This window comes from Paenibacillus enshidis (assembly GCF_042136365.1).
GTDB lineage: Bacteria > Bacillota > Bacilli > Paenibacillales > Paenibacillaceae > Paenibacillus > Paenibacillus enshidis.
This window is the reverse complement of the sequence record NZ_JBHHMI010000001.1, coordinates 64,387-91,204: the sequence shown is the minus strand read 5'-3', so window position 1 is coordinate 91,204 and position 26,818 is coordinate 64,387. Positions and strand designations below refer to the sequence as shown.

23 protein-coding genes are annotated in these 26,818 nt (G+C 52.1%); 2 read left to right on the top strand and 21 right to left on the bottom strand.

Features of this window, described 5'->3' with window-relative positions:
- Positions 1 to 45: 45 nt before the first annotated feature.
- The 14 genes from ACE41H_RS00380 to zwf form a co-directional block, all read right to left on the bottom strand.
- Complete coding sequence (locus tag ACE41H_RS00380) at positions 46 to 1,182, bottom strand: glycosyl hydrolase (protein WP_375352470.1); 1,137 nt, start codon at positions 1,180 to 1,182, stop codon at positions 46 to 48.
- An 11-nt stretch (positions 1,183 to 1,193) separates the two neighbouring features.
- On the bottom strand, positions 1,194 to 3,035 hold the full coding sequence (locus tag ACE41H_RS00375; RefSeq protein ID WP_375352468.1) for a heparinase II/III family protein: 1,842 nt from the start codon (positions 3,033 to 3,035) through the stop codon (positions 1,194 to 1,196).
- A 34-nt stretch (positions 3,036 to 3,069) separates the two neighbouring features.
- A complete protein-coding gene (locus ACE41H_RS00370; protein ID WP_375352466.1) occupies positions 3,070 to 4,677 on the bottom strand; it encodes a response regulator transcription factor in 1,608 nt (535 codons plus the stop codon).
- On the bottom strand, positions 4,670 to 6,496 hold the full coding sequence (locus ACE41H_RS00365) for a cache domain-containing sensor histidine kinase (RefSeq protein ID WP_375352464.1): 1,827 nt from the start codon (positions 6,494 to 6,496) through the stop codon (positions 4,670 to 4,672). Before ACE41H_RS00365 ends, ACE41H_RS00370 begins: the two co-directional genes overlap by 8 nt.
- Positions 6,497 to 6,566: 70 nt before the next feature.
- The gene (locus ACE41H_RS00360; RefSeq protein WP_375352463.1) at positions 6,567 to 7,925 is read right to left on the bottom strand and encodes an ABC transporter substrate-binding protein; all 1,359 of its coding nucleotides are present in this window, start codon (positions 7,923 to 7,925) and stop codon (positions 6,567 to 6,569) included.
- Positions 7,926 to 8,049: 124 nt separating this feature from the next.
- Complete coding sequence (locus ACE41H_RS00355; RefSeq protein ID WP_375352462.1) at positions 8,050 to 8,892, bottom strand: carbohydrate ABC transporter permease; 843 nt, start codon at positions 8,890 to 8,892, stop codon at positions 8,050 to 8,052.
- Between the two features lie 19 nt (positions 8,893 to 8,911).
- A complete protein-coding gene (locus ACE41H_RS00350; RefSeq protein WP_375352461.1) occupies positions 8,912 to 9,847 on the bottom strand; it encodes a carbohydrate ABC transporter permease in 936 nt (311 codons plus the stop codon).
- A gap of 287 nt (positions 9,848 to 10,134) precedes the next feature.
- On the bottom strand, positions 10,135 to 10,263 hold the full coding sequence (locus ACE41H_RS00345) for a DUF5316 family protein (RefSeq protein ID WP_375353131.1): 129 nt from the start codon (positions 10,261 to 10,263) through the stop codon (positions 10,135 to 10,137).
- 311 nt (positions 10,264 to 10,574) lie between these two features.
- Complete coding sequence (locus ACE41H_RS00340; protein WP_375352459.1) at positions 10,575 to 11,648, bottom strand: lactonase family protein; 1,074 nt, start codon at positions 11,646 to 11,648, stop codon at positions 10,575 to 10,577.
- A gap of 59 nt (positions 11,649 to 11,707) precedes the next feature.
- Positions 11,708 to 12,154 carry an OsmC family protein gene (locus ACE41H_RS00335; RefSeq protein WP_375352458.1) on the bottom strand — a complete coding sequence of 149 codons (447 nt, stop codon included), beginning with the start codon at positions 12,152 to 12,154 and terminating at the stop codon, positions 11,708 to 11,710.
- Between the two features lie 15 nt (positions 12,155 to 12,169).
- A complete protein-coding gene (gene niaP / locus ACE41H_RS00330; protein ID WP_375352457.1) occupies positions 12,170 to 13,387 on the bottom strand; it encodes a niacin permease NiaP in 1,218 nt (405 codons plus the stop codon).
- Between the two features lie 330 nt (positions 13,388 to 13,717).
- A complete protein-coding gene (locus tag ACE41H_RS00325) occupies positions 13,718 to 14,392 on the bottom strand; it encodes an SOS response-associated peptidase (protein WP_375352456.1) in 675 nt (224 codons plus the stop codon).
- 108 nt (positions 14,393 to 14,500) lie between these two features.
- Positions 14,501 to 15,394 (bottom strand): phosphogluconate dehydrogenase (NAD(+)-dependent, decarboxylating), encoded by an 894-nt coding sequence (gnd, locus tag ACE41H_RS00320; protein WP_375352454.1) that lies wholly within the window; start codon positions 15,392 to 15,394, stop codon positions 14,501 to 14,503.
- Positions 15,395 to 15,469: 75 nt separating this feature from the next.
- On the bottom strand, positions 15,470 to 16,966 hold the full coding sequence (gene zwf, locus ACE41H_RS00315; RefSeq protein WP_375352453.1) for a glucose-6-phosphate dehydrogenase: 1,497 nt from the start codon (positions 16,964 to 16,966) through the stop codon (positions 15,470 to 15,472).
- A gap of 277 nt (positions 16,967 to 17,243) precedes the next feature.
- On the opposite strand from zwf, the gene ACE41H_RS00310 reads away from it, so the two are divergent.
- Entirely contained in the window at positions 17,244 to 17,561 is a 318-nt protein-coding gene (locus ACE41H_RS00310; RefSeq protein ID WP_375352451.1) for a winged helix-turn-helix transcriptional regulator, read from the top strand.
- Between the two features lie 84 nt (positions 17,562 to 17,645).
- Here ACE41H_RS00310 and ACE41H_RS00305 read toward each other — a convergent pair whose 3' ends face one another.
- From ACE41H_RS00305 to ACE41H_RS00280, 6 genes are all read right to left on the bottom strand, one after another.
- On the bottom strand, positions 17,646 to 19,220 hold the full coding sequence (locus ACE41H_RS00305) for a helix-turn-helix domain-containing protein (RefSeq protein ID WP_375352450.1): 1,575 nt from the start codon (positions 19,218 to 19,220) through the stop codon (positions 17,646 to 17,648).
- Positions 19,201 to 20,982 (bottom strand): cache domain-containing sensor histidine kinase, encoded by a 1,782-nt coding sequence (locus tag ACE41H_RS00300; RefSeq protein ID WP_375352448.1) that lies wholly within the window; start codon positions 20,980 to 20,982, stop codon positions 19,201 to 19,203. The genes ACE41H_RS00305 and ACE41H_RS00300 overlap by 20 nt, the downstream gene beginning before the upstream one ends.
- A gap of 100 nt (positions 20,983 to 21,082) precedes the next feature.
- The gene (locus ACE41H_RS00295; protein WP_375352446.1) at positions 21,083 to 21,964 is read right to left on the bottom strand and encodes a carbohydrate ABC transporter permease; all 882 of its coding nucleotides are present in this window, start codon (positions 21,962 to 21,964) and stop codon (positions 21,083 to 21,085) included.
- A gap of 23 nt (positions 21,965 to 21,987) precedes the next feature.
- Positions 21,988 to 22,869: a carbohydrate ABC transporter permease gene (locus ACE41H_RS00290; RefSeq protein ID WP_375352444.1), complete on the bottom strand. Its 882-nt coding sequence runs from the start codon at positions 22,867 to 22,869 to the stop codon at positions 21,988 to 21,990.
- A 71-nt stretch (positions 22,870 to 22,940) separates the two neighbouring features.
- A complete protein-coding gene (locus tag ACE41H_RS00285) occupies positions 22,941 to 24,266 on the bottom strand; it encodes an extracellular solute-binding protein (RefSeq protein ID WP_375352443.1) in 1,326 nt (441 codons plus the stop codon).
- A gap of 286 nt (positions 24,267 to 24,552) precedes the next feature.
- Entirely contained in the window at positions 24,553 to 25,125 is a 573-nt protein-coding gene (locus ACE41H_RS00280) for a cupin domain-containing protein (protein WP_375352441.1), read from the bottom strand.
- 197 nt (positions 25,126 to 25,322) lie between these two features.
- Between ACE41H_RS00280 and ACE41H_RS00275 the strand changes: the two genes are divergently transcribed.
- The gene (locus ACE41H_RS00275; RefSeq protein ID WP_375352439.1) at positions 25,323 to 25,625 is read left to right on the top strand and encodes a hypothetical protein; all 303 of its coding nucleotides are present in this window, start codon (positions 25,323 to 25,325) and stop codon (positions 25,623 to 25,625) included.
- A gap of 78 nt (positions 25,626 to 25,703) precedes the next feature.
- Here the strand turns inward: ACE41H_RS00275 and ACE41H_RS00270 are convergent, their stop codons facing one another.
- The gene (locus tag ACE41H_RS00270; protein WP_375352437.1) at positions 25,704 to 26,633 is read right to left on the bottom strand and encodes an NAD(P)/FAD-dependent oxidoreductase; all 930 of its coding nucleotides are present in this window, start codon (positions 26,631 to 26,633) and stop codon (positions 25,704 to 25,706) included.
- Between the last annotated feature and the right edge of the window lie 185 nt (positions 26,634 to 26,818).

The window sequence follows — 26,818 nt, the reverse complement described above, 5'->3', positions numbered from 1 at the left end:
CTTGCGTTGGTAGAATGAATATCCGGTCCCTCCCTCTTCCGACGACTATTCCCAGAATATCGTCCGCCCTCCGCGCAGGCGGGCAAGGCCTTCCACAAAGAAATAATCGCCATAAATAAGCGGGACATCTATGTTTTTTCCCTCTGGATAGTGGCTCGTGCCATGCCTGATCAGCCCTTCCTCCCCGGAATCGTGCCAGGCGCCATAATTGCGGTAAAGGGATTCCAGCATGCGTACTCCCGCCTCACGGTACACACCGGCCTCAAGCTCGCCAACCTTATCCGCAAGCAGCAGCAGGCCGCTCGCCGCACATGCCCCGGCAGAGGAATCCCGGTACTTCGTGACCTCCGGCGGTATGCGGAAATCCCAATACGGTACGGAGTCCTCCGGCAGCTGGGCGAGGAAGTAATGGGCCACACGTTTCGCCGCGTCAATGTACCTGCGCTCTCCGGTATGATGATAGGCCAGCGTCAAGCCATACAGCGCCCAGGCCGTGCCCCGCGACCAGGCGGATTCCGGCGCATATCCCTGTCCGCCGAGTTTGCCCGTACATTCTCCGGTGAAGGCGTCGAACTGCACAATATGATAGACTGACCCGTCAGGGCGGATAAAATGCTCCAGCACCGTTTCCATATGCGCCTCAGCAATATGCCTGTAGCGAGGATCGCCGCTCTCCTTCGAGGCCCAATATAACAGCGGCATATTCATACAGCAGTCGATGATGGCTATACCCGCGTTGTTCTCCCCTTCCCTCCACGGATTCCAGGCGCGGATGTACCGGCCTTGCAGATTAAAACGGGCTGCCAAATAATTGGCCGCCTGCAGCGCCCGGCGCCGCGATGCGGCGGATTGGGTCAGCTTATAGGAAGCGATGCTCGTCAGCGACCACATAAACCCCAAGTCATGGTCGAGCCGGGTATAATCGTGCAGCACTGGATCAAGTTTTACCTCGCACTGCTCCGCCAGTTCACGTAAACTCGCGTTACTGCTTTCCTCATACACCAGCCAGAGCAATCCAGGCCAGAAGCCTGCTGTCCACCAGTGCGGCGCCTCCAGCACATAGATGCCGCCCACGCTTGCATGCGGAAAGCCCGCTCCGATCCTTCCGCTGACCCGCACCGTTTTGCGAACAGTGTTCTCCCAGGCTTCGTCCAGCCACTCAGGCGTCTTTCTTTCCAACATGTAATCACTCCCTATTCCAAAGTTATCAGTTCGATGTCCAACTCCACACGGAAGGATAATTCCAAACGCAAAAGCTCAAAATCAACCGTATACCAAGGTGTTTCTTTGCCAAAATGATTCCGGTATACCCGTTCCGTTACGATTGCTTTTACCTGCTCTGGATCGTATATGACTCTTGCCGCATGACGGCTGTCGCTTTCCCGCAGCAGCAGACTTCCGGAAAGCTTCCTTTCCCCTACTCCCTCCTCTTCCAAAATCACTGGCGGGTGCATGGTCACGATCCGTTCGACGACGCTTCCCGGCACAGACGTGAAGTTAAATTCGTCCGTCAGCTTCAGGGATGGAAGTCCTGACTTGCGCCATACGAGCTCACGCACCAGCGAAGACAGCCGAGGAGCGGCATAAGCCGCCGTGATGTCCAGACGAAAGCGGACCTCCCTGTCATGGTTAACCGCTTCCAGCACCTTCGCCCTGCTGCCGGGACCGCTTTGTTGATAGCAGCCGTCCACAATCGGAACGGAATGCCCCTGGGAACCGTTGCAGTCGTAGCTGTAGCGCTCTTCACCGAAGTAAGCCGCCGTGTATTCCCCGGGTCCCAGTTCCGCCACAAGCGCAATTCCGTCAGTATGAAGGATAAAACCCCCGATATCGTTATGATTATGCGGCTCGTCATTCGATCCGCCCTTGGCGGCAAAACCAAAGCTGCCGTACTCCGTCGAATAACGTGAAATCATCCACTCCGCATCAGGCAAATCATAATCGGTGTCCAGCCAGCAGCTGTCCCGTTTCTCCGAATCAAACCAGACGATATTGCGGAAAGCCGGGGCCCATCTGCTGCAGTGATCGTCGGTATATAAAGCGCGGATGGAAGCAGGCGGCAGCTCCATTTCCGGGTAAAGGCGCGATAAATAATGCGTCAGCCCGATCTGCACCGGCACGCGGCCAAGCGAGTCCGAGAAATTGACCGTGGAATTGCCATACAAATAACATTTTTGTTGAAACAAAGCGATCTGACGAACCTTCGGATGCTCAAACAAGTTGATGCGGCCTTCGGTACGGCGCTTGAGCAGGTCCGCAAAATAAACAAAATAGCCAAAGCCGTAATTCCAATAACCAACCCCCTCCAGACAGGCGCCGTCATCTCCAAAGCCATCCAAATAACAGGACATCGAGCCGAGTGCCTTAGTCATGATGGCGGTCAGCCTCTCGGAGGGCTCGAGCAGCAGCAGCGCCGCGGCGCCAACCGACCCGGCACAGACAGCTGCCCAATTATGGGTAGCTGTCTCCCATTCGAACGGACTGCCTTTCAAATAAGGCTCAAGAAGGCGGGCCTCCACCTCCTCCCTGATCCGTACGCGCAGCAATACGGGCAACCTCTCTCCCAGAAGCACCAGCAGCTCGCTCAGCGTAAAACCGGTTTCTGCCGCAAAAAGATCGATAGCTCCGCGCACCTCCGTGCTCCGCACATGAGCAGGAAGACACCACGTGTATTCATTACATATGAACCTGATCGTTTCATACAGCTCGCTGGCAAAGGTCTCGTTGTCCGGCTCCAGCAGAGACAGAAGCGCATATGTATTCAAACGCCGCCTGCGCTCGAAGTATACGCTTTCATATTCCAGCCGCGAGCCCTGCTTTTCGAATATGGTGAACAAACCGAAGGTGAGCTCCGGTATCGGCAAATCCGCAAGTCTCTTCCCTTCCTGGCGGATTTCAGCAACAATCGCTTCGTATTCCTCCGCAGCACCGACCCTCTTCCAAAATTCCTGCTGACTGCATCCCTTGTAATAAAAATCCGGGTTTAACGGGGCCAGCTGTTCCATATTCATACGAACTTCTTCAGTGCCAAGCATGATGGTCACCCCCTTTGCCTTAATGTCCCGCCTCTTATCCCCGGTACTCGACGGGAGTTGCTCCCGTATGGACCTTGAATGTCTTGATAAAATAACTCTGATTGTCATATCCGAGCAGCTCGCAAATTTCCCCGACCGTATGCCCTGTATGGTCGAGCAGCTCTTTGGCCCTCTCCACCTTCATGCGGGTGACATACTCGATAAAGGTCATGCCCATTTCCTTTTTGAACAGCCTGCTGAAATAGCTGGCATTCAAATGCAAATGCTCAGCGACCTCATCCAGGCAAATCCGGCGGCCAATATGCAGCGCCACGTACCTGCACGCCTCCGTAATTTCCATCCGCTTGCTGGCCGCAACGCTCCCTGTCCTGGCCGAGACGAAGGCACACAGATGATCCGCCAGCCATTCGCCAAGCTGATCAAGCGAATTCAACTCGGAAATCTCACGGTGCAACGTATCAGCCGTATGGCTCGAACGGACGGGCTGAAGCGTATGCAGCTTCAGCTTCAGATCCAGCAGCAGCTTGAGCGTCCAATCCTTCACCATTTCGGACGGATATTTCTGCACACGGATTAATTCAATCCATCGCTGCGCGGCATGTCCCGCTTCCTGCACGCTCTTCCCCAGTAGCACCGCCCGCAGCTGCTGGATCGCTTCATCGTAATAGTCGAACAAATCCTGTGGCGACGCTTGCGGGGCTGAAGGAGAGCGCTTGGCGCAATCACCTTCGCGCAAATAAAACCGCTGCTCTTCGCTGTCCAGCAGTTCAACAAGGCTTGCCTTTAGCAGCTCCGGCGTGCCTGCGGAGGGACCGATGAGAAAAGACATGCGGATTTTCAGCACCTGCAGCAGCGTGTTCTGAATTTGGCGCAGCGACTCCTTGAGCTGATCCATAACATTTACCTTTAGCGTAGGTTTACAGGAGAACAGCAGCAGGGATCGTTTGACATCATAACCGATATGCAACCCTCGCAGTTCCCCCGCCTGCAGCACTTCGTCCATCACATTGCCTACGGCAAACAGCAGCGTCTGATCTGACGCAAAACGGTGCTTCACCAGCCGATAGTTGTCGACAAAGCCGATCACGGGCAGACATTGCTCGCCGCTTAACAACAAGCCATAACCCTCGGCATCCCGCCTCCAGGCTTCCGGCGACAGCAAAGGCTGATGAATGAAATTTTTGATCACTTTCTCCCTGCGCAGTTCCTTCGTCTCGTTCAGCAGCCTGTGCAGCCGCTCCTGCTCCCAGTTCATTCTCCGTTCTTCATCCAAGCCCTCCTTCAACCGCAGCAGCAGCCGTGACAAATCTTCGGGATCAAGCGCATCCTTCAGGAAATATTCCTGCACATTCAGCCGCATCGCCTGCTGTGCCAATTGAAACTCGCTGTGACAGGACAGAATGACGATCCTCACCCCTGCCCGTCGCTCGCTTATGCGTGCCGCCAGCTCCAGTCCGTCCAGCTTCGGCATCCCGATATCCGTAATGAGCACATCAGGCATCTGCCGCTCGGCTTGCTCCCATGCGCTCAGCCCGTTCTCATGTGTTCCCATCAGCCGATAGCCGAGCCGTTCCCACTCAATCGTCTCGCTCAGCAGTTCAATCACCGGATAATCGTCATCTGCCAGCATAACGTTATACATCAGGCGCCTCCCCCTTCTCCGGAATTCGCATTCTGATCTCTGTTCCTTTTCCCGGCTCGCTTTGTATATCCATGTGGAAACCGTCTCCAAAAACCATTCGCATCCGTTCCACGACATTGGGCAGCCCGATGCCGGAAAAACCTTTATGCTGCCCTTCCCGCCCGCGCATCGTTCCGTCAGATTGGACTTGAATACTATTACGGAGCATCTCCAGCTCTTCTTCATTCATCCCTTCTCCGTCATCCGCCACGGATAATTCAATGGCTCCATCGTCGCGCATTTCGGCACGGATAACGATCGTCCCTTTCCGTTGACCCAATCCGTGGATGATCGCATTCTCCACAATCGGCTGCAGGAAAAAGCGGGGCACCTGGAGCATGAACGCTTCGGAAGCGATGTCGAGCCGCAACTGCACCTCTTCTTTTTGCCGCAGATTCATCAGCTCCACATAACAGGTGATCAGATCCATTTCCTCGTGCAAATGAATATCGTCCTTTTCGTTCGTAATCGTCATCCGCAGCAGCCTGGAGAGCGAGCCGATCATCTTTGCGCTGTCCCGGTCCCCGCCCCGCATCGCCTTCATTCGAATCGAGTTGAGGACGTTGAACAGAAAATGCGGATTAATCTGCGCTTGCAGCATCCGCAGCTCCGCCCTGCGCTTGCGTGCCTGTGTCTCGGAGACCTCCGCCAGCATCTGCTTCACCCGGTCGAGCATTTGATCGAACAGGAGACCAAGCCGCCCGATCTCATCCTGCCCCCGAATGCCGGAACGGACGTCCAGATTGCCCTGCTGGACCGCAGCCGTCACCCTGCCCAGCTTGACAAGCGGTTTTGTGAACGCCCGCAGCAGCGCAATGAGCAGCAGCAGAAAGAAGAAAAAAGAAACCAGTTGAAACAGAAACACGCGCTTGAATATCGAGCTAATGTTGGCCTCCGCCCGCTTGTAAGGCTGCACGGAGACCAGCCGCCAGTCATTAAAGGAGATCGTCTGTCCAGCTACCAAATACCGCTCTTCCCCGGTCTGTACAACCGGTGAGCCTGCGGGCGCTCCGGCCTCCCGTAAGCGCAAGTCCAGCTCCTGCCCGATCCGCGTCCGGTCTTTATGGGAGAGAATACGGCCGGAGCCGTCAACCAGCATGACCTCCTGACCCGCGTTCAACCGGTCAAAGATGGCATTAACCTGATTTTCCATAACGGTAACGATGATGTAGCCGTAGATTTCCCCATTCTCAAGGCGCAACGTGCGGGCTACGGAAATCTGGTAAGGGTTATCAAGCTTCTCCAGGCTGAATACGGTGGGCCCCGTCGCCACCCAGTAGGATTGGAAGCCCCGCAGCTTGTCGAGCTCCCCGAACCAGGGCTCATGCTTCAGGTTGACGGGATTGTAATCGCTGGTCGAATAGTTGGTGTAGCTTTTTCCGTTAGTTAGCAGTACGGTTACATAACTCTTGTCGCCGATGACCGTCAGGCTTTCCAGCTGTTCGAGAATGTTATTTTCCCGGATAAAAGCCTCATAAGGCTTCGCGGAAAGCTCGCCGCCGGCGTTGACGATCTTAAAGTAGGAGTTCATATCCGCGTTGACCTGTATGTAATTGGCAATGTTCAACATGCTCTTGAACAAGCCCGTGACAGAACCGTTCACAAGCTGGAGAGAATCCTGCGCATTGGACACCGCCTGCCGCTGCACCGCTTCCTGCGTCAAGGCGTTATACGTCAGCAGCGTAATGGCCGTAGGCAGCAGCACGCAAGCAATGGCGGTCAAAAGCAGCTTATTGCGGATCGATTGCGACAAGAGATGTTTCCGTAATCTGCCAAGCATTTCGTGATGCCCCCCTTATAATAGGAAAAAGGGGCGTTTTTTGGCGACGCCCCTGCACAGGGTCAAAATCTTATTTTTTGTTGGAATCAATAATTTCCTGCGTGCGCTCCTGGCTGTTCTTGACGGTGGTATCGATATCCTGGTTGCCAAGAATCAGCTTCTCGTATTCCTCGTTGATCACCTTGTAGACCTCTGCCTGGTAGGAAGCGGGCGGAACAAGCTCGGACGCCTTCGAGGCGAGGAGTGTGCTTACCAGCGATTGCTTGTCAACAAGCTCGGGATTTTTCGTGCCGGCAAGTATTTTCTCAATGATCTTGGTCACTTCCTCCTCCTTCACCTGGTTCCAGGCCGGGACATTCTTGTTTTGCACAATCTGCCCTTCCGTCGTATACCAGCGGACAAAGTTATACGCCTCCTGCTTATGCTTGGAGCTTGCCGCTACCGAGACGTAATCCGTCGTTACCGGCGAATAGCCGATGGGATCAGCCTTGTCGTTCTTCGGAAACGGAGCCACGGCTACATGGAACGTCAGAGGCACCTTGTCCGTACCGCCGATTTCCGTGTTCATCCAGCTTCCAATCGTAATCATGCTCGCCGACTGGTTGAAAAACTGTGTCCGGTAATTCAGCTTTTGCGAGATCATGTCCGAGTAGGGGACGGAGGACTGGTCCTCCTTCTCCATTTTCACCCGCAGCTCCAGCGTACGTTTGAAATTCGGGTCGTCCAGGTTGGAGGAGCCGTCCGGCTTCAGGAAATCGGAGCCTTGCGGCTGATTGATCATCATCAGCTTGACAAATTCCAGCCAGCCGCCGCCCTGTGGCCCGTGAAAGTAGGTTCCGTATCTTTTGGAAGCGCCTTCACCTTTGGTCAGCTTTTTGGCATATTCGGCATATTCGTCCCATGTCCAGTCTGTTGGCACTGGCAGGCCAGCCTCATCCAGCTGATCCTTATTCAGCAGCACATACCACGGATTGAACTTGCCCGGAAGAGCATACACTTTGCCGTTCAAACGGGTATCTATTTTGTAGTCTTCCTCCACCTTGTAGCCGTCCTTGGCGATATAATCATCAAGCGGCTCTGCCATGCCAAGCGCTACCCGCTGTGCGTATCCGGCGGCATCACTGAACATCAGAATGTCCATCGGTTCGCCGGAAGCTGCGGCCAGGTCCAGCTTCTTGGAGGCTTCCGCCGTATCACCCTTCTCACTCAGATTGACAACCTCCACAGTAACGCCCGCAGTCGCCTTCTCATAAGCGGCAATGGTTTCCTTCCAATTATAGGCCTCCTCCGTGCCGTACGTGTACAACCGCAGGTTCACTCCTGCTTCGCTCGAATTGCTGTCCGTGGCAGTGCCGCTGCTGCCGCATCCCGCAAGCAACCCCACCATCAGAGCCGCGGCCAGGAAGCCGGCGATCCATTTCCTTTTCATCTGCAAGACCCTCCTTATTGAAGTATAGCTGTATTCCACCCCATTGTAACCGGGGGAAATCGGCGACTCATGAAACAATTTTTACTTCTTCCGAACTATTTTGACTAATTTGAATACGCTTACATCATCCTTTAACGCCACCCAGCGCAATACCGCTGATAACGCTTCTTTGTCCGATGATAAAGACGATCAGCAGCGGAAAGATAGCCGACACAGCCGCAGCCATGATCAGGGAGTAAAACTCTCCGCTCAAAGAGGTGAATTTCTGCATGGCAAGCTGGATCGTGAACAGGTGGTCGGAGCGCAGAAAGATCAGCGGATTCTGATAGTCATTCCACGTCCAGATAAAGCGCAGAATCGCATAGGTCGCAACGGCTGGCTTAACGAGCGGAAGCCCGATCGACCAGAAGATTCTTCCATGGTGGGCGCCGTCAATTTTGGCGGATTCAATAAATTCCTGGTGCACACCCATAAAAAACTGGCGCAGCATGAAGGTGCCAAGCACGCTGAAGCTGCCAAGCAAAATCAAACCCAGATGGCTGTCGAACAGGCCGATATTGCGGTACAAAATAAACTGCGGAATGAGCGTCGCCTGCCCAGGCACCATATACGTAGCCAGGACGATCATGAACAGCCATTTGCCTGCCTTGAAATTCACCTTGGAGAAACCGTACGCCGCCAGGCTTGACACCAGACAGGAAATGCAGGTCGTCAGCACACTGACTTTGATTGAATTCCAATAGTACAGGTAAAACGGATATTCCCCGAACCACACCTCCTTGTAATTCTCGATTGCATTCCACTCCCGCGGAATCCATTGAATGGGGTAGACGAATACATCCTTCTCCACCTTGAAGGAGGTGATCAGCATCCAGAAAAAAGGAAGCAGAAACAGCAGGCTGATCACGAACATGATTGCGGTAATGATGATTTTGCGCCAATTCCATTTGGCTGCGGCCGTTCTCATGCGATTCTCTCCTTTCTCGCTAGTAATTGACCCATTTTTTCTGGGCGGCCCATTGTCCGAACGTAATCAGCAGCACGAAGAGCAGCAGCACCACGGACACCGACGACGCGTAACCGACCTTCAGGTTCACGAAAGCTTGCTCGTACAAATACCAGACCATCATGCTTGTAGAGCCGATGGGCCCCCCTTGTGTCATCACTGCAATGACATCGAACACCTTGAACGTCGAGATCATGCCTGTAACGAGCAGAAAGAACGATGTCGGGGACAGCAGCGGAAACGTAATGCGGGTAAACTTCACCCATGCACCCGCTCCGTCAATTTCGGCCGCCTCGTACAGATCTTCCGGAATGGACTGCAGACCGGCAATGTAGATAATCATATTGAACCCGATGGACGTCCAGATGGAAATCATCATGATGGAAATGAGGGCAAAGTTGGGGTCCGCAATCCACTTCGGCGGGTTGGCGATGCCGATCGCTTTCAGGAACTCGTTAATCGGGCCGTACGACGGCTGAAACAGCACCTGCCATACGACAGCGACCGCCACAATACTGGAAATATACGGCATGAAATAAGCGACCTTGAAGTATCCTTTCCAATACACATTTTTGTTGATCATGACGGCCAGTACCATCGAAATCAGCATGTAGACAGGCACCGTAAGCAGAAAAACAATATTGTTGCGCACCGATTTAATAAAGGCCTCATCCTTGAGCAGCGTCTCAAAATTGCCGAGGCCGACCCACTTGATGCCGTTCCAGACTGCGACAAAATTCCAGTCCGCAAAGCTGAGCACAATGGTGGCGATAATCGGCAGCAGCACCAGGATGGTGACACCAAGCAGCATGGGACCCACAAACAGCAGGCCCGCTAACGTCTCTCCACGCTGCAGGGAGCCCCTTTTTTTCCAGGCCACAGGTTTGCCAGCCAGAGCGCGGGAAGGTTGCTCCATTTTAACACCTCGCTTAAAGTCATGTTTTGAATTTACTTTCTTATATCTTAAGAAAAAAAGCGCTTTCCATTTGACGGTATTTTGATCATCTTCACGCTCATTTTGACTTTTTTCCTAAAAAAAGAAACAGCAGCAGACTGGGACTCAAATAAAGTTCCAGACTACCGCTGCTTGAACAAACTCACGTTTAATGATTGTACCTGAGTAATTCTTCATCATAAAAAATTACTTATTATAGTTGGAAGAATAAAAATCACACCACACATAAAAAAGATTAAAGTCCATTTCTATCTAGTCTTTCTATCTTTACCCATAGGATCAGCATCTCGTTCATTATAGTAGTTTGCTCGCATTCTATCCCCACTTACACCTACGCCACTTATGATAATTGCAAGAACAATAAAAACAACACCTATAATAAATATAATATTAGTAATTTCTAAACCCTCCTAACTATTCAATTTTCAACTTGAAACTAGAAAGGAAGAAACATATTTACTATAAAGAACATTAAAGAAGATGTATCAGAATCTAATTTTTGACGCTACGTAACGTTATTTTTGAAAAATGGTCAAGACCAAAGTTAGTGCTTGAAGTTATCAGACATACTCTGTTGAGCAACAAGCAATCGAAGTAGGCTACCCATTCATTGAGTAGCCCCTTCTTCTGTTCGCATATATTTACGACAGAGCGATATCCTTCATCGCTGTGTTGCTTTTTTCATTCTCTACACTTCAAAGTGAAACGGCTGCACACACACCGGCTTGGATACGGAAACGCTGAGACCGGTATACTCCAGGCGTCCGCTGGCCTTATCCACCCGGAACGTAACGATGTTGTTGGTATCGCGGTTGGCGGCAATCAGATAATTGCCTCCTGGCGTCAGCGCAAAGTGGCGCGGATGCTGCCCCTGCACCGGAACATGCTCCACGAGGCTCAGCTTGCCGGTATTCACGTCAACGGCATACACCACGATGCTGTCATGGCCACGGTTGGAGCCGTATACATAGGCGCCATCCTCGGACACGACGATTTCGGCCGTTGTATTTTCACCTTCAAAACCTCCCGGCAGCGTTGGCACCGTTTCAATTTCGGTCAGCGTGCCTGCTCCAGCATCGTAGGCGAACGACGTAACCGTCGAATCCACTTCGTTGATCACAAAGGCAAACTTGCCGTTCGGATGAAATGCCAGATGACGCGGCCCGGCTCCTGGATGGGTTGCAGCCTCGCTGTGGAGATTGAACTTGTCGCCGTCCAGGGAATAAGCACGAATCCGGTCCAGACCAAGATCCTGCACGAACAGAAGCTTTCCGTCCGGGCTGTAGAAGGTCGAGTGCGGATGCGGCCTGTCCTGGCGCTCCGGATGAATGCTCTTGCCTTCGTGCTGAATGACGTCAAGCAGTTCGCCGATTTTGCCATCTTCCTCTATCGCCAGCAGTCCAATCATACCGCCATGGTAACTAGGCACCGTCAGACGATCGCCGGCAGCGTTGCGCTGGATATGGCAGGTCGGTGCAACCGTCTGTACACGGTTCAGCAGCTTGATCGTTCCCGCCGCCGGATCGATGTCAAAAGCAGCGGCCTCACCCGCTTTTTCTCCAGAGGCAGATACGGTCTCCCCAATGGCATACAGCTTGCGGGCCACAGGATCGACGTTCAGGAACGTTGGGTTTTTAAGGCCCGCGAATTCATCGAGCAGGCTCAGCTCCCCCGTATTTTCATCAAAAGAGTATACGTACACTCCGTTTCCCTCAGCCTCGGCGTAAGAGCCCGCAAAAACGAGCAGTCGTTGTTCTGGCATAAATAATTCCTCCTCATATTTCAAAAATATTGGTATGACGTATAGATAGATGTAAAATGTTAAACTGCCCGTTCAATCACAGGCTTGGTCGAAAGCTCCACATTTCCGGATACGGCGCGTGAAATCATGCAGGAGCTTTCGGCTTTTTCGGCAAGAAGCGTCGCTTTGCCAACATCTTCTTCAGACGCTTCGTGAGCCAAAACAATGCGCGGCCGGTGGATGATGCGGCGGTAGGTAAAGATATTATTCGTTACATCGACGATGCCTTCCGAATCCAGCGTCAAGGACTGAACGCTTAATCCCGCACGCTCCATCATGGCCGCCAGTGTAATTAAGTAGCAGGTAGATGCGGCACCGAGCAGCATTTCATCCGGATTGGTGCCGACACCAGGCCCGCCCATTTCAGCAGGGATGGAAATCTGTGTACGCAGGTTCCCCGCTTCAATTCTGCCGTCGCTGTTGCGCCCCCCGTTCCAGGTGGCCTTTAGCAGAAAAGTATGCTCCATTGCAGGTTTCCTCCTTTAGACTTCTTCCAGTAACTCTTGTTCTTTCGTCTCTTTCCCCAGTACTAGCACTGCCACCGCCCCGATGATGATCGCAACGAAGAAAATAACAAAGACGGTCGTAATGCTTGTTCCCTGTGCAAGCAGCATACCGACCAGGAAAGGTCCGATGACACCGCCGATCCGCCCGAAGGAGGCAGCCATACCAACCCCCGTTGAACGGACGGCTGTAGGATATAACTCCGGCGTATAAGCATACATGCCACCCCAGGCTCCCAGGTTAAAGAAAGACAGACAGATGCCCGCAGCCAGCAGCACGCCCGAGCTCTCCGCCGTCCCGAACCAGATGGCCGATACCGCTGTCAGCAGCAGATACACGACAAGCACGAACTTGCGGCCAAGCTTCTCGATCAAATAAGCTGCGGTGAAATAACCCGGCAACTGCGCAAGGGTCATGATCAGCACGTATTCAAAGCTCTTCACCAGTGAAAATCCTTTCATCACCATGACACTTGGCAGCCACAAAAACATGCCGTAATAAGAGAATACCACAGTGAACCAGAGCACCCACAGCATAATCGTCGATTTGCGGTTGGGACCCGACCAGATCGAAGCGATCCGCTCGCCGAGCGGCAGCCTGTTCGCCTGTCTGCTTACGTAGCGCGGCGGGTCCTGGATCGCTCTGCGCAGGTAAAGAGCATAAAGCGCAGGAATGGCGCCGATTACAAATGCCATCTGCCAGCCGAAGGATGGGATTATGAAATACCCTACTAGCGCGGAGACGATCCAGCCCGCAGCCCAGAAGCTTTCCAGCAGCACCACCATGCGGCCGCGCTCACGGGCAGGCACCGACTCCGAAACGAGCGTGGAGGCCACCGGCAGCTCGCCGCCCAAGCCGATCCCTGCCACAAACCGCAAAGCTAACAGAACAGCATATCCCGTCGCCAAGGCGGACAGCCCTGTTGCGATGGAGAAAATAAGCAGCGTCCAGACAAGTACGGCCTTGCGGCCAAACCGGTCGGCCAGTATGCCGGCAAGGGCCGCCCCCACCGCCATGCCGATGGAATTCACCGCGGTGATCATACCCATCTGGCCGGTGCCGAGCTGCCATTTATGCGCAATATCCGCCAAAATAAAGGACAGCAGCCCCACATCCATGGCATCGAACATCCAGCTCAAACCGGCGCTGAACAGAAGCTTGCGTTTCTTGGCCGGGGCTAAAACAGATTCACTCATCATTAACTCTCCCTCTGTTCTCTATTTAAAGCTGTCCATTATTGTAACGCAATATGGGGTGACAAGACACCCCTAAAACAAAAAAAAGAAGAATGCCCCTCAAGGCATTCTCCCGTCATACGGAACCTACGGCTTACCGGCTGGAACCCAAACCGATGATCATCACGATGAGCACCAGCAGTTGGATGAGCGTGTCTGTACTCAAGTCCAATCGCCTCCATCTCATAAGATGTTCCTTCGGCCGTTTCCCCTCTCCCCGGATGAGACCCGGTTCCCCGCTACAACTATATGCGCGCAAGAATACCGTTATGCTGATATATATCAAATACTCTAAGATTTAACCCAGGCCAGCTTAAGATCCATCTCCCGAATGCACTCTTCATGGTCATGGCCATCATTGCCCACCAGCGGTGTGACGGGATAAGCCTGCATGTCCTCTTCATCAAAGGTTTGGACCATATGCTGAAGCTCGTTCAGATCCTTAATTTCCGGATCCAGCCAGCGGTCTGCCTCATCCAAACTTAAAATGGCCGGCATATGGGAACTGAACTCCGCGATTGTCCGGTTGGACGGAGCCATCACCATCGTGCATGTCCGCATGGGCTCCTTCCGCGTATCCTGCCAGATTTCATACAGCCCGGCGATGGCGAACATTTGCTGCCCAGGCAGAATCACCCGGACGGCATAGCTTTTTTTGCCCATATTGCGCCAATAGTAAAACCCGTTGCAGGGGATAATACAGCGCTGGGTTTCCACAAGCTTCCGGTATGCCGGATTGATGCTGAACGTATTCAAATCCGCATTGACACAATCCTTGCCCCAATAAGGAACCATCCCCCAGCGGAATTCATCCAGCACCTTCTCCCCGTCATGATGCATAACAATCGGAATTGGCTGTGTCGGACTGATGTTGTAGCGGGTCTTGTAATAATACATAACTCTGTTCACACCAAAAAAATCTCTGACTTCATCCAGATCGGCGGATAAAGAAAATCTTCTGCACATACTGCCATCTCCTTTGCACTTTTGTCCTAACAGTGTGCGAAAAGAGATGACATCTTATTCCTGATTATGTAAATCCCCCGCAGCCGGTCAGCGCGGGGGATCCGTTTATTACTTCTTCTCTACAGCATGGCCGCCGAATTCGCTGCGCAGCGCAGCCACCACTTTCCCTGTAAATGTGTCGGTTTCCAGGGAACGGTAGCGCATGAGAAGCGAAAGCGCAATGACCGGTGTTGCAGCCTGCAGGTCCAGGGCTTCTTCAATGGTCCATTTTCCTTCGCCGGAAGAATGCATAACTCCTTTGATTTCGTCGAGATTGGCATCCTTGGAGAAGGCACGCTCAGTCAGGCCCATCAGCCAGGAACGGATGACGGAGCCATGGTTCCATACACGGGCAACCTGCTCATAATCGAAATCGAAATTGCTTTTCTCCAATACCTCGAAGCCTTCACCAATCGCTGCCATCATGCCGTACTCAATGCCGTTGTGCACCATTTTGAGGAAGTGTCCGCTGCCGGCCTTGCCTGCATAAAGGTAGCCGTTATCAACAGCCGTATCACGGAAAATCGGCTCAACAACTTCCCATGCTTCAGGATCGCCGCCGATCATGTAGCACGCACCGTTACGTGCGCCCTCCATACCGCCGGAGGTGCCTGCATCCATAAAGCGGATACCGCTCTCTTTCAAGCGCTCATATCTTGCGATCGATTCTTTGTAGTGGGAATTGCCGCCCTCGATCACGATATCTCCTTCAGAGAGCATAGGCTGAAGCTGGTCCAGCACGGAATCCACAATCGTATGCGGTACCATCACCCAGATGACTCTTGGCGCTTTGGTGGACTGCACCAGTTCTTCAATCGAAGCAGCGCCGACTGCGCCATATTCCTTCATTTCTGTTACGGCCGCAGGATTTACGTCAAAAGCGACCAATTCATGCTTGTGATCAATCAGATTTCTTCCCAGATTCAAACCCATTTTTCCAAGACCAATAAGACCGACTTGCATAAATAAATGCCTCCCAGCTAAGTTTCATGTGGTGCGTATTTGGGCTGTAAGATTACCGGACCGGAATTGCAGCGATTAACGCGCTGTTACCGACTCCGGCTGCTCCAATGCATCATCCAGCCACCAGGTAAATCCGTGCTCGGCAAGCAGTTTTGCCGATGCCTCCGGACCGTATGAGCCTGCTGCGTACGTATGAAGCGGCACTGTGCCTGCCTGGAATGCATTCAATACAGGTTGTACCCATTTCCAGGAAAGCTCAACCTCATCCCAGTGAGCGAAGAATGTGGAGTCACCACGCAGCGCGTCGTAAATCAGACGTTCGTACGCTTCAGGAACTTCCTTGTTCTGTTCATTAAAGGTTAAATGTACGGTTTCAAGCTTGCCGTTCATCGGATTTTTGCTGTTGATGCTCAGCGTTGCCCCTTCCTGCGGGTTCACACTGATGACGAGCAGGTTTGGTGTGGCTGGTTGTCCTTGAGCAGCATAAGGGTCCGCAGCGTCACGCTTGAATTCAACAACGATTCTTGTGGATTTTTCGGCCATCCGCTTGCCTGTACGAATATAAAATGGCACTCCCGCCCACTTCTCATTGTCAATCCAGACGCGTGCGGCGATAAAGGTATCATTTTGCGAATCAGGACCGATGTCAGGCTCTTCCTTATAACCCGGCAGCGATTTGCCATTCAACTCGCCACGTCCGTATTGAGCGCGGACAATCTCGTTCTGAACCTGCTCCGCTGTCAGTGGACGAAGGGCCTCCATCACTTTCCGTTTCTCCGCGCGGATATCAGATGCCGTCACCTGTGCCGGTTTATCCATGGCAGTCATCATCAGCATTTGCAGCATGTGATTTTGCACCATATCACGGATCGCCCCGGAGTGATCGTAATATCCTGCACGCTCTTCGACGCCGACGGTCTCGGCAGCCGTAATTTGCACATTTGCTACATAGTCGTGGTTCCACACATCCTGCAAGAACGGGTTGGCGAATTTAAGGGCTTCGAGATTCTGAACCATCGGTTTGCCCAGGTAATGGTCAATACGGTAAATTTCATCCTCGGCAAACGCTTTGCTCAACTTCTCATTCAATTCGCGGGCAGACTCAAGATCATGGCCGAAAGGCTTCTCAATGATCAGACGCTTCCAGCCCTCCGTATGACCGAGTCCGCTGTTCTGAATATTCAAAGCAATCACATCGAAAAATTCCGGCGCCACCGACAGATAAAACAGGCGGTTCGACTTGATGCCAAGCTCAGCTTCACGCTGTTCGGCCAGTTGCAGCAGCTTCTTGTAATCTTCGGGATGGTTGACGTTAAGAGAGCAGTAACGGAAAGCGCTCAGGAACTGCTGCATCTGCGCGCTGTCCTGCGGCTTGCGTCTGGAGAACGTCTGCACCGCCTGTTCGACATTGCTTTGGAACTGGGCATCCGGCACTTCGCGCCGCCCGAGTCCGATGACGGAGAACGAAGACGGGAATTTGCCATCTGCAAACAGGTTATATAAAGCAGGATAAATCTTGCGTTTAGCCAGGTCTCCTGTGGCTCCAAACAAGATAAATGTCATTGATTCCATGGATATTCCTTCTTCCCAACATGAGTTAAGGTTATTAAAAGTTACCCGTTAAATTAACGTAACCATAATACACCCATTAAAATATGGAGTCAACGAAAATTTGTCGAAATTGTGAATTTTATAACATGCCTTGAATGATTGCGCTTTCTTTGATAAATTGTCTGTAACACCTTCAATTTCTTGTCATATTTATCATAGTTTAAGCAAAAAACTTGTGGTTACTATTTGTACCCCAGGATTGTATAATAACCTAAATGAAATAAAGGGGACAATAACGATGGACAGTCAAAAGCCGAAACTGCTGTGCGGCAAAGTAGAACAGTCCTATCAAATGATCAGCAAAAAATGGGCTGCTCTCATCATTCACACGTTAATGGAACATCCAAAACGTTTCAGTGAGATTCAAGCCTTCATTCCCGATCTCAGCAAACGTATGCTGACGGAACGCATTAAGGAGCTTGAGGAATCGGGCATCATCATCCGCCATGTGATCGCTGAGAGACCGGTTCGAATTGAGTATTCTTTAACCCGCAAGGGGAAAGAATTGGGATATGCATTGAATTATATTGAAGCCTGGGCCGAGAAATGGTTATAACAGCAAGAAGCAGGGAGAGCCTATTCAGCAATAGGTTCTCCCTGCTTCTGTTGCGATATTCATTCTCCATCCTGTATGCTGCTGCTAAGTATTGCCGGCAGGCTGCCCGGGCACGGTGTCCCGATACACGCTTGGCGTCACGCCCGTATGCTTTTTGAACAGCTTGCTGAAGTATTTTACATCCTCAAAGCCGACACGAACGGCCACCTCGCCAACCTTTATTGGCGAAGAAGCCAGCAGATGCATGGCATGCCGTATTTTGCAGCCGGTTACGAAATCGCCAAAGGTCATCCCGGTTTCTTTTCTGAATATTTCGCTCAAATAGTGGGGGTGCACGTGAATATGGCCCGCTACCGTCTGCAGGCTGATACCTTCTCCCACATGCTCGGTGATATAGGCCATGGCCTTGCGTACATGGCTTTCCTGCCCTTCTGCAGCCATCTCATGGTATTGCTCCATAATGGTGTACAACTGACGAAACAGCTGGTCCTTGGAGTGCGGAACATGCCGGACCATATCGGGAAGCACAAGCCCTTTATCCTGTTCGAAGCCAAGATCGGAAGTGACGCTGCGCAGCCAGCGGCAGGCAGCCAGAACGGCCGACCTTACGGAAGCCTCCAGTGTATCCACCGTCGTGCCGGGATCCGCCAGTCTCGCCTCCACAAAACCGGCAGCCCAGGACTGCAGGCTGCCAGCATTACGGGTCAACAGAATGGCGGACAGGCTGCGTTCCTCTTCCGCCGTACAGATGGACAGTCCACCCTTGCGCCGGCTCATCTCATCCCAGCACCAGACGTTCCCTTTCATCCAGTTCCGGCAGCGTAAGGTATGCTTGGCCATGCGATAAGAAGCCGACAATTCACCCGGCCGATCCACTGTGCCCCCCTGTGCCAGGTACAGCCGGCATTTCAGCATTTGTTCCGTTTTGTCCAGTTCAAGCCGGTATGACGGGACTGCCGCTTCTCCCTCTCTCCCGTCTGCAGCTTCTTCTGCCATGATGAAGACAATTTGCTGCCCGTGCGGCAGGGTGATGCCAGGCAGTGATTCCCCAAGCAAGTTAGCGGCGGCGAACACTAGCAGCGATTCTTCCTGCTTGTTTTCTCCCCAGCCTTCCGCTTCGATCAGACAGACGCGGTACTTGCCCGCAAGGGGCAATTCAAAATCATGCAATATCGCGGCGACGCCGTCCTCCTGCAGCTGCACATCCTCATAGGCAAGCCATTGCAGCAATTGACGGCTTTGCTCCTTCTTCTTGTCAAAATGAACCTGGCTGCTGAAATGCCGTTTTTGATTGATCCTTGTTTTCGCCTCCAGAACGGTACGGATAATATCCTCTGTCCTGCTCGTTTTAAGCAGATAGTCGGATACTCTTTGTCTGATGGCCTGCCGGGTATACTGAAAGTCATCATAACCCGAGAGAAGGATAACCTCTGTATCCGGATGGATATTGACTGCTTTCTCGGCAAGCTCCAGCCCACTCATGTCATACATTCGGATATCTGTCAGGAGGATGTCAGGACATTCCTGCCGGATGACCTCTATCGCTTCCTCAGCCGAGCCTGCGGGTGTCAGCAGCTCAAAACCAAGCTCCTGCCACGGAATGACCTTGGACAGGCCTGTACGTATAATGACCTCATCATCAACGATCAGAACCTTCATGTAAACCACTCCTTGCATAGGGGATGCCAAAAGTCACCTTTGTTCCCGTCCCTTCGCGACTGATGATGCTCAAGCTTGATTCCGGTCCGTAGTATAAAAGCAAGCGTTCGTTGACGTTGCGCAAGCCATAGCCAGATAGCGCTTCCATATCCGTTTCCGCCGGGGGCTTGCCAGAGCGCATGCCGACAATCACTTCCATAAGACGATCATCATTCATGCCTCTGCCGTTATCCTCAACCGTAAAGTGCAGAACATCTCCCTGCTGATCTATTTTCAGCACGATCAACCCGTGGGTTCCCTGATCCCGCAGGCCGTGCGTTATCGCATTCTCAACCAGGGGCTGCAGCAGCAGCTTGAGCATGTAATGGTTCATGACGGAAGCATCAGCCAGTATCTCGATCCTGAAGCGGTCGGGAAAGCGGATGGACTGCACCTTGGCATAACTCCTGATGTGAGCCAATTCCTGCTCCACACGGCAAAAATCACGTCCCTTGTTCAGGCTGAAGCGCAGAAAATCACTCAATGATTCCACCATATCCGCCATTTTTTGTTCCCCCGACATCAAGGCGATCCAGTGGATAGAAGACAGGGTATTGTACAAAAAATGCGGGTTGATTTGATATTGCAGAGCACGGATATCCGCTTCTTTCTTACGCGTTTCCTGAAAAATAAGCTCTTCCTTCAGACGATCAATATGCCTTCCCAGCCGGTTGTAGCTGCGGCCAAGCCGGGCAATTTCATCCTGCCCGATGACCGGAAAAGCCGGCAGCGGCCGTTCAGGATCCAGATGTGACAACAGAAGCTCCAGCGAACGGAGCGGCCGGGTGATCCGCTGCACGACAAACCAGATCATTCCGGCTCCAAGGCCGAAAGCCACCAGCACGGCTGCCAGCGTCAGCATCAAAATATAACGGTTTTCAGACAAATAATCCTCACTGTCGATCATCCCGACAAGCGACCAGCCCGTGTTCTCATTCCGCTGATATAATAGCGTTTTGCGTCCGCCCTCCGTGTTCATTTTGGCTGTTCCGCTTACGGAACTCCACTCCATGGACGAGCTTCCAGGGTAGATCAGCTCGAGCGGCTGCGCCAGGTGTGTCTCGGCAGTGGACGACAGGACGGTTCTGTTCCGGTCCACAAGCACCACATTCCCGCCACTCCCCAACCGCGGAGATGACCAGTACTTGGACAGCTCGCGCTCATTGAGACTGATGCATATCCAGCCCAGCAGCTTATAATCATGCACGCTCCGCAGCGGCCTTATGAAGGTAATGGCGTTTTGCACCTTGGCATAACCACGGACATGATATACCCCCGTCCATGTCTTGCTTTTCACCGCCCCCAATCGCTGTACGGAAAGCTGCGGGGACGGCTCAATCCGGCCTGTGGATAATACCGGGATGGAACGCACGGGAACAATGGCAATGTCAAGAATATAACGTTTTGATGCAGCCAGATTGGCCAGCATGCCGTTGATCTCACTGATCTTCTTCTGATCCTGTGCAGCAGAGGCCATATACTGCTGAATTTCCTGCTGGCCTGTCAAAAAAACAGACATATTCTCAACATCACCGCTGATAAACCGCAAATTGGCATTCATCTGCCGGAGCGCGTCCAGCCCGGCCAGCTTCATCTTGTCTTCTGTCGATCCCGCAGAGATAACATAGGCAAATATGCCAAGCAGAAGCAGCGGTACTAAAATACAAACAGCCACCAAAAAGGAAAGCTTGCGGTGCAGGGAAGACCGGATCCAATCCTTCATTGTTCAGCCTCCTGCACGAAAATCTAATAGAGGTTGTTCAAAAAGTCATCTTTTGATCACGAAGTAAATCAGGAGGCGGACTCGACATCGAATCTTGAATTCAGCCTTTCACTGCTCCGGCCGTCATGCCCTTCATGATCTGCTCCTGAAACAGCAAATACATAATGACGGTCGGTATCACCGCCAATGTCATGGCCGCCAGCGTCAAGCCGTAATCCGTCTGGTATCCGTCAGCGAAGTTGGCAATGCTTAACGGAAGTGTTTTCATATCCGTTTTGCTGATGAACACCAGCGCAAACGAAAAGTCATTCCAGGCATGCAGAAAACTTAAAATCGTAACGGTCGCAAGCGCCGGGGTGGACATCGGCAGCATGATGCGCAGAAACAGCCCCCATACCCCCGTTCCGTCCATAAATGCGGCTTCTTCAATATCGCGGGGGACGGAGACCAGATAGGCTGTCAAAATAAAAATGGCGGTCGGCAGCGCAAATGCCGTATAGGGAAGAATCAAGGCCCAATAGGTGTTAAGCAGCGACATTGGCTTCATCAAAATAAAAAGCGGCACAAGCGTACTGTGAATCGGGATCAGCATGCCGACGACAAAGAAAGCCATCACCCATGCCTTGGCTTTAAAGCGAAAGCGGGCCAGCACGAATGAGGCCAGGGATGCAATAAACAGGGTCAGCAGCAGTGATCCTGCAGAAACTATAATAGAATTCATAAATGAACTGCCGAGGCGTGAGCTTTCCCAGGCGTTGATGAAATTATCAAATTGCCACTGAGCGGGAAGCGCAAAGGGGCGTTCATAGAACTCCGTATTTGTTTTAAATGAGCTGATGACCAGCCAAAAAAACGGATACAACGTTAAAATACCATAAACCGTCAGCAGAGTCCAAAGAATGGCAGCCCCGTACCGGGGACGTGCCCGGCCTGCTCTGCGATGGTCTGCTGACGTCCCGAGCGGAGCGGCAGTATCGCTCATTTGTGCGTCCTCCTTTCTCCCATTCAAATCAAGTCTTCTTTTTTGCGGCTTGCAAGCCACTGACTCGTTCCAATCAGCAGCAGGCTTACGATCACAATGGTGGTTGATATAGCGCTGCCGAATCCGTAGCGGTAGCTTGTAAAGGTGGAGTTATACATATAGGTGGCCAGCAGTTCCGTTGCGTGAGCGGGTCCGCCTTTCGTCATAATATAGACCAGATCAAACGATTTCAGGCTGCCGGATATGCACAGGATGACGGCCACCTGCACGGTCGCGCGGATCATGGGCAGGGAGATGGACACCAGCTTGCGCAGGCCGGTGGCGCCGTCCAGCTTGGCTGCATCATGAATGTCGCTTGATATGTTTTGCAACGCCGATATAAATATAATGAGATACAGTCCTACAAAGCTCCAGATCAGGGGCGGAATAAGAGCATAGATGGCAATGCCGGCATCGGACAGCCATTGCAGCTTCCAGCTCTGCAGTCCGAGCGTATCCAGCAGAAAGTTCAGAATACCGATCTGGGGATGATAAATGTACTGCCATACCATTCCGATTACGACTGTGGACAGCACCATGGGCAGAAATATGGCGGAACGGAGAAAGCGCTGAAGAAAGCTGCTTTTGTGCAGCAGCACGGCAAGCGCCAGAGCGATTGGGATCTGGCCGAAGACCGACGCGAGCACGAAAATAATATTGTTTTTCAACGCTCGCCAGAAAATCGGATCTTTTACAATCTCGGTATAATTTTGCAGGCCGATATACTTCGCTTCTCCTATCCCGGACCAGTTGAAAAAACCGTAATAAGCGGACCAGACGACAGGTACAAACACAAACAGCGCATAGATCAGGAGAGCGGGCAGCAGCCCGAGCGCAATAAATCTCCGGTTGCTTAATGCATTCATCGTTTCCACGTCCTTTATGAAGCGGCCCCCCGCCGAAATCGGATTTCAAGCAGGAGGCGTTTTAGTTTTTGTTACTGGGCCACTGCCGCGGCCTGTGCATCCTGGATTTTCTGGGCAATCGCTTTAGGATCTCCGCCCATCAGCAGCTCCTGCAGCCCGTTGTTGGTCACCTCTACGGTCGCCGATGCAAGCTTCGAATCATACACAGGGACAATCTTGATGTTTTTCATCAGATTGTACAGCTCGACAAACAGCGGGTGCGCCTTGCTTTCATCCAGTGCAATATCGTAGCTGACAAGCGTGCTGCTGTTCAAGGTTACCTGCTGCCCTTCAGGACCTGACAGAGCGTACAGCAGCTTCATGGCCGCTTCCTTGCGGGCACCGGTAAGCTTTTTGCTTACACCCATCCCGGTTCCTACCACACCCGAAGTCGTTGCAGGTTCTCCCTTTCCACCCTCAATTGGCGGGATAATCGTGATGTGCGTATTATCCAGCACCTCAGGCGGAGCATTGTTCACCAGGTTGGCCAAGGCCCATCCGCCGTTGATCACCATCGCGGCTTTGCCCTGGAAGTAGAGCTGCATCATTTGTGTTTCGTCAATGCTGTTGAAGCCATCCTGGAACGCTTTGGCATTGCCCAGCTCCTGCAGCCTGGACAGCGCTTCAATGAACTGTGGATCGGTAAAGCTTGCCCCATCCTGCGCTACAGCCTTGAGGAACCAATCCGTTCCTGTAATCCGGTCGGCGATCGTACTGAACGTGGTCGATTGGGCTACCCAGTTGGTCTTGTTGCCCAGAGCAATAGGGATGACACCTTTTTCATTGAAGGTGCGGACGGCTGTGAGCAGCTCATCCCAGGTCTCCGGCACTTTTACTCCATGCTGATCAAACAAAGCCTTGTTGTAGTAAATAAACGAGCTTGGCGCCAGATTCATCGGCACCGAATAAATATTCCCGTCAACGGTAAAACCATCAAGAGCTCCGGGAATAAAACCGTTCTTCCATTCCGGGTTCTTGTCCAGCTCTTCATTGATGGGCTGAAGCAGGTCGCCTTTGACAAATTCCTTGGTCATTGCATCGGGAAACATAACGAACAGGTCCGGCATTTCATCGGCGGCTGCCACGGTACGTAGCCGGGTTCTCAGTCCATCTGTCGGCAGCCCCTCCTCTTCAAGCACAATATCCGGATTATTGGTCTGGAAATCCTCAAGCTGCTTGCGCATGGCTGTCGCCTTCGCATCCTGCCCTGTCCAGTTATGCCATACGGTAAGCGTTACTTTGCCGTCCGCACCGCCTTCGTCTTCGGCAGCCTGCCCCCCGCATCCGGCCAACAGGCTGATGGACAGAACGACACCGGTGAGCTGTATAAGCCTTTTTCTGAAAAGTGACGTTTTCATTATTTGACCTCCCCTGATTTAGTAATTTTAATTATATTGGCACCGCTTTCAATTTTTAAGGTGAAAAACTTCAAGCATAGGGTAGAAATACTTCAGCTCTTCTAAGACGCTCCGAGAACGAAGCATTCCTCCAACCGCTGTTGTCCCTCCGGGCCAAGGGCGGACGCTGACGCTTTATCCAGAATTGCTTCGTTCTCTCCGCTGCTGCGTGCTTGTCCATACCTAAAAAAACAGGCCAACCAGAAGTTTCTGGCTGGCCTAATAAAACGAACACCATAGTTAGTCTTTAACCCTGTTGCGTACCTATCCGCCCTTGAATATTTTGTGAAGCTGGCGCTCCTATGACTACCGTCTGATTGATGGGCTTCAGCACCTCCGCCATCCAGGCAGCATTCACACCATATATTTTCTGGAATACTTCAGGGGGAGTCCTTCTCAAAACATCAGACCCGAACACCGCCTGTGCTGCATGATTATCAAAAATAGCCAGCAGATGTGTCTGATCCATCGTGGCGATTTCCCAATGCCACCACCCCATCGGAATGTACACCGTTTGCGGCGGTTTGACACGGTAACTGAGTATCTGCAGGGTGAAAGGGTTGAGAACGGAGATATCTGCTTCCCCTTGTATAACATACACAAGTTCGGCTGCGTTCGGATGCCAATGAGCTTCCACACTGTGTCCTTTACTCAGATAGATGTCAAGCAGGCTAAGGTTCTGCATCACAGGCATCTGTTCGGCGAACTGCTGCAGAATGAAGTTTTGCGGATTTTGCACGAAAAACGGCTTTGCTCTTAAGTCAAAAGACAGATTCAAAGAAGGAGATTGAAGGGCTGTCATAACACTGTCGGATCGCACGCTATCCCGCCTTTCTGGGTGGATGATGGGATAAATATATTCATTCGCCCAGAAAGACGTGCATCGGCTCTGTTTTATATTGATCCCGACAAAAAAATACATACCAAAAAATACGGGAAAACAGACGCAAGGTTGCGCTTGCTTGGGGCTGCATGCTAGGATGAATTATTGTTGCTTTGAAAGGATGAATTCAATCCATGGCTTTTGGGATAAACCGCGGGGAGCTCGATGAATGGAAGCAGGCTGTCAGCCGCGGAGAAATTGCTTTTCTCACCCACTACTGGCTGGACCCCCGTTTTCCGGAAATCCGAACCGTTACCAAGGTGGGCTGCTCGGATGAGAAACGGCTCAGCACATGGTGCAGGGAGAACGGCTTGAATCCCCGCTATATTCATAAACGCGCAAGCTATCCACATTTTGATCTTCTCGGACAGAAGCAGCTCGAAATCTTGCGCAAGTTCGGATTGCACGACCACATCAGCAGATTCCATTTGTCATGACAGATCGGGATTTAGATATACATCACCAAAAATAACCGTCCGCAATCGATGGGTGCGCGAACGGTTATTTTTTGCTGCTTACAGAGATACGGCGGATTTTTGCTTTATTTTTACAAGCGCTTTATGAATCCAGATGGCGGACAGCAACCCCTCACCCATCGCTACCGCCGCCTGCTCCGAATGAGCCCCCAGATCACCCGCGACCCACACGTTTTCGATATTGGTCATTTTAGTGCGGGCATCTGTGACTACATGCCTGTTATGGATAAGCTCGACACCCAGTTGCTCGGCAAGCCCAGAATGGACATGATTTCCGCCAAAGGCGATAAAGCCCCGCTCTGCCTCGACCAATTCACCGTTTTCCAGCCTAATTCCTGACAATTGTCCCTCACTTGGACAAACCACTTCGGCTGCTGCGGCTTCAATATAGCGAATTCCTTTGCTCCGCAGCTTGTCCAGCAGGATTGCAGGCACCTCCATCATTTCGTGATTAATGTAAATCAATCTTTCCGTCCGGTCTGACAACACAACGGCCATATCCGCGCCAGCTTTTCCCGCCCCCAATACGACGGTGAGGCGGTTCTGAACTTCATAGCCGTCACAATCAGGGCATATATAAATGCTGCTGCCCAGACAAGGGACCAGCCCGGGCAGCTCGGGAAAACGGTCCGTCACTCCGGTTGCCAGCAGCAGTGTGGGTGCTTGATAGACCTCTCCTCCTTCCACTGTAATTTGAAATTCACCGCCTTGGTTGGAAGCATTAACAGCCCTGCCCCAGAAAAACTCAATACCCAGGCCTGATGCCGTTTCTTGTCCTCTTTGTCTTAATTCCTCGCCTGATATGCCGTCTGGAAAACCAAGCAGGTTATGATAATTCCGGCATAACGTGGACCTGCCATTACCCGAATCAACGACCAGGGTGCGAATGGTGGAATACCGGCCTAACTGGATGGCAGCCTGCAGTCCGGCGATACCCCCTCCTATAATGATCGTGTCGTATGATTTCACTTTTTGCCTTCCTCCTCTGCAAACCACATTCTGTGAACAATCCTGTAATGGTTATGTACACCGTTCACACATTTTCAAACTTATTTTCACCTACCCAGGCATGAAATAACCGCAAAAAGAAAGGCGTACATTCTCACTATAGCCTCCGGCTATGATCGGCTATAGTTATTTGGAGTTACGTGTTG

What these genes read in the sequence shown, in the direction of transcription:
- ACE41H_RS00365 (WP_375352464.1), bottom strand. Translation starts at nt 6,496, where the DNA reads ATGCTTGGCAGATTACGGAAACATCTCTTGTCGCAATCGATCCGCAAT.
- niaP (WP_375352457.1), bottom strand. Translation starts at nt 13,387, where the DNA reads ATGAGTGAATCTGTTTTAGCCCCGGCCAAGAAACGCAAGCTTCTGTTC.
- ACE41H_RS00325 (WP_375352456.1), bottom strand. Translation starts at nt 14,392, where the DNA reads ATGTGCAGAAGATTTTCTTTATCCGCCGATCTGGATGAAGTCAGAGAT.
- gnd (WP_375352454.1), bottom strand. Translation starts at nt 15,394, where the DNA reads ATGCAAGTCGGTCTTATTGGTCTTGGAAAAATGGGTTTGAATCTGGGA.
- ACE41H_RS00305 (WP_375352450.1), bottom strand. Translation starts at nt 19,220, where the DNA reads ATGAAGGTTCTGATCGTTGATGATGAGGTCATTATACGTACAGGCCTG.
- ACE41H_RS00310 (WP_375352451.1), top strand. Translation starts at nt 17,244, where the DNA reads ATGGACAGTCAAAAGCCGAAACTGCTGTGCGGCAAAGTAGAACAGTCC.
- ACE41H_RS00370 (WP_375352466.1), bottom strand. Translation starts at nt 4,677, where the DNA reads ATGTATAACGTTATGCTGGCAGATGACGATTATCCGGTGATTGAACTG.
- ACE41H_RS00290 (WP_375352444.1), bottom strand. Translation starts at nt 22,869, where the DNA reads ATGAATGCATTAAGCAACCGGAGATTTATTGCGCTCGGGCTGCTGCCC.
- ACE41H_RS00300 (WP_375352448.1), bottom strand. Translation starts at nt 20,982, where the DNA reads ATGAAGGATTGGATCCGGTCTTCCCTGCACCGCAAGCTTTCCTTTTTG.
- ACE41H_RS00360 (WP_375352463.1), bottom strand. Translation starts at nt 7,925, where the DNA reads ATGAAAAGGAAATGGATCGCCGGCTTCCTGGCCGCGGCTCTGATGGTG.
- ACE41H_RS00355 (WP_375352462.1), bottom strand. Translation starts at nt 8,892, where the DNA reads ATGAGAACGGCCGCAGCCAAATGGAATTGGCGCAAAATCATCATTACC.
- ACE41H_RS00295 (WP_375352446.1), bottom strand. Translation starts at nt 21,964, where the DNA reads ATGAGCGATACTGCCGCTCCGCTCGGGACGTCAGCAGACCATCGCAGA.
- ACE41H_RS00350 (WP_375352461.1), bottom strand. Translation starts at nt 9,847, where the DNA reads ATGGAGCAACCTTCCCGCGCTCTGGCTGGCAAACCTGTGGCCTGGAAA.
- ACE41H_RS00275 (WP_375352439.1), top strand. Translation starts at nt 25,323, where the DNA reads ATGGCTTTTGGGATAAACCGCGGGGAGCTCGATGAATGGAAGCAGGCT.
- zwf (WP_375352453.1), bottom strand. Translation starts at nt 16,966, where the DNA reads ATGGAATCAATGACATTTATCTTGTTTGGAGCCACAGGAGACCTGGCT.
- ACE41H_RS00380 (WP_375352470.1), bottom strand. Translation starts at nt 1,182, where the DNA reads ATGTTGGAAAGAAAGACGCCTGAGTGGCTGGACGAAGCCTGGGAGAAC.
- ACE41H_RS00340 (WP_375352459.1), bottom strand. Translation starts at nt 11,648, where the DNA reads ATGCCAGAACAACGACTGCTCGTTTTTGCGGGCTCTTACGCCGAGGCT.
- ACE41H_RS00335 (WP_375352458.1), bottom strand. Translation starts at nt 12,154, where the DNA reads ATGGAGCATACTTTTCTGCTAAAGGCCACCTGGAACGGGGGGCGCAAC.
- ACE41H_RS00375 (WP_375352468.1), bottom strand. Translation starts at nt 3,035, where the DNA reads ATGCTTGGCACTGAAGAAGTTCGTATGAATATGGAACAGCTGGCCCCG.
- ACE41H_RS00285 (WP_375352443.1), bottom strand. Translation starts at nt 24,266, where the DNA reads ATGAAAACGTCACTTTTCAGAAAAAGGCTTATACAGCTCACCGGTGTC.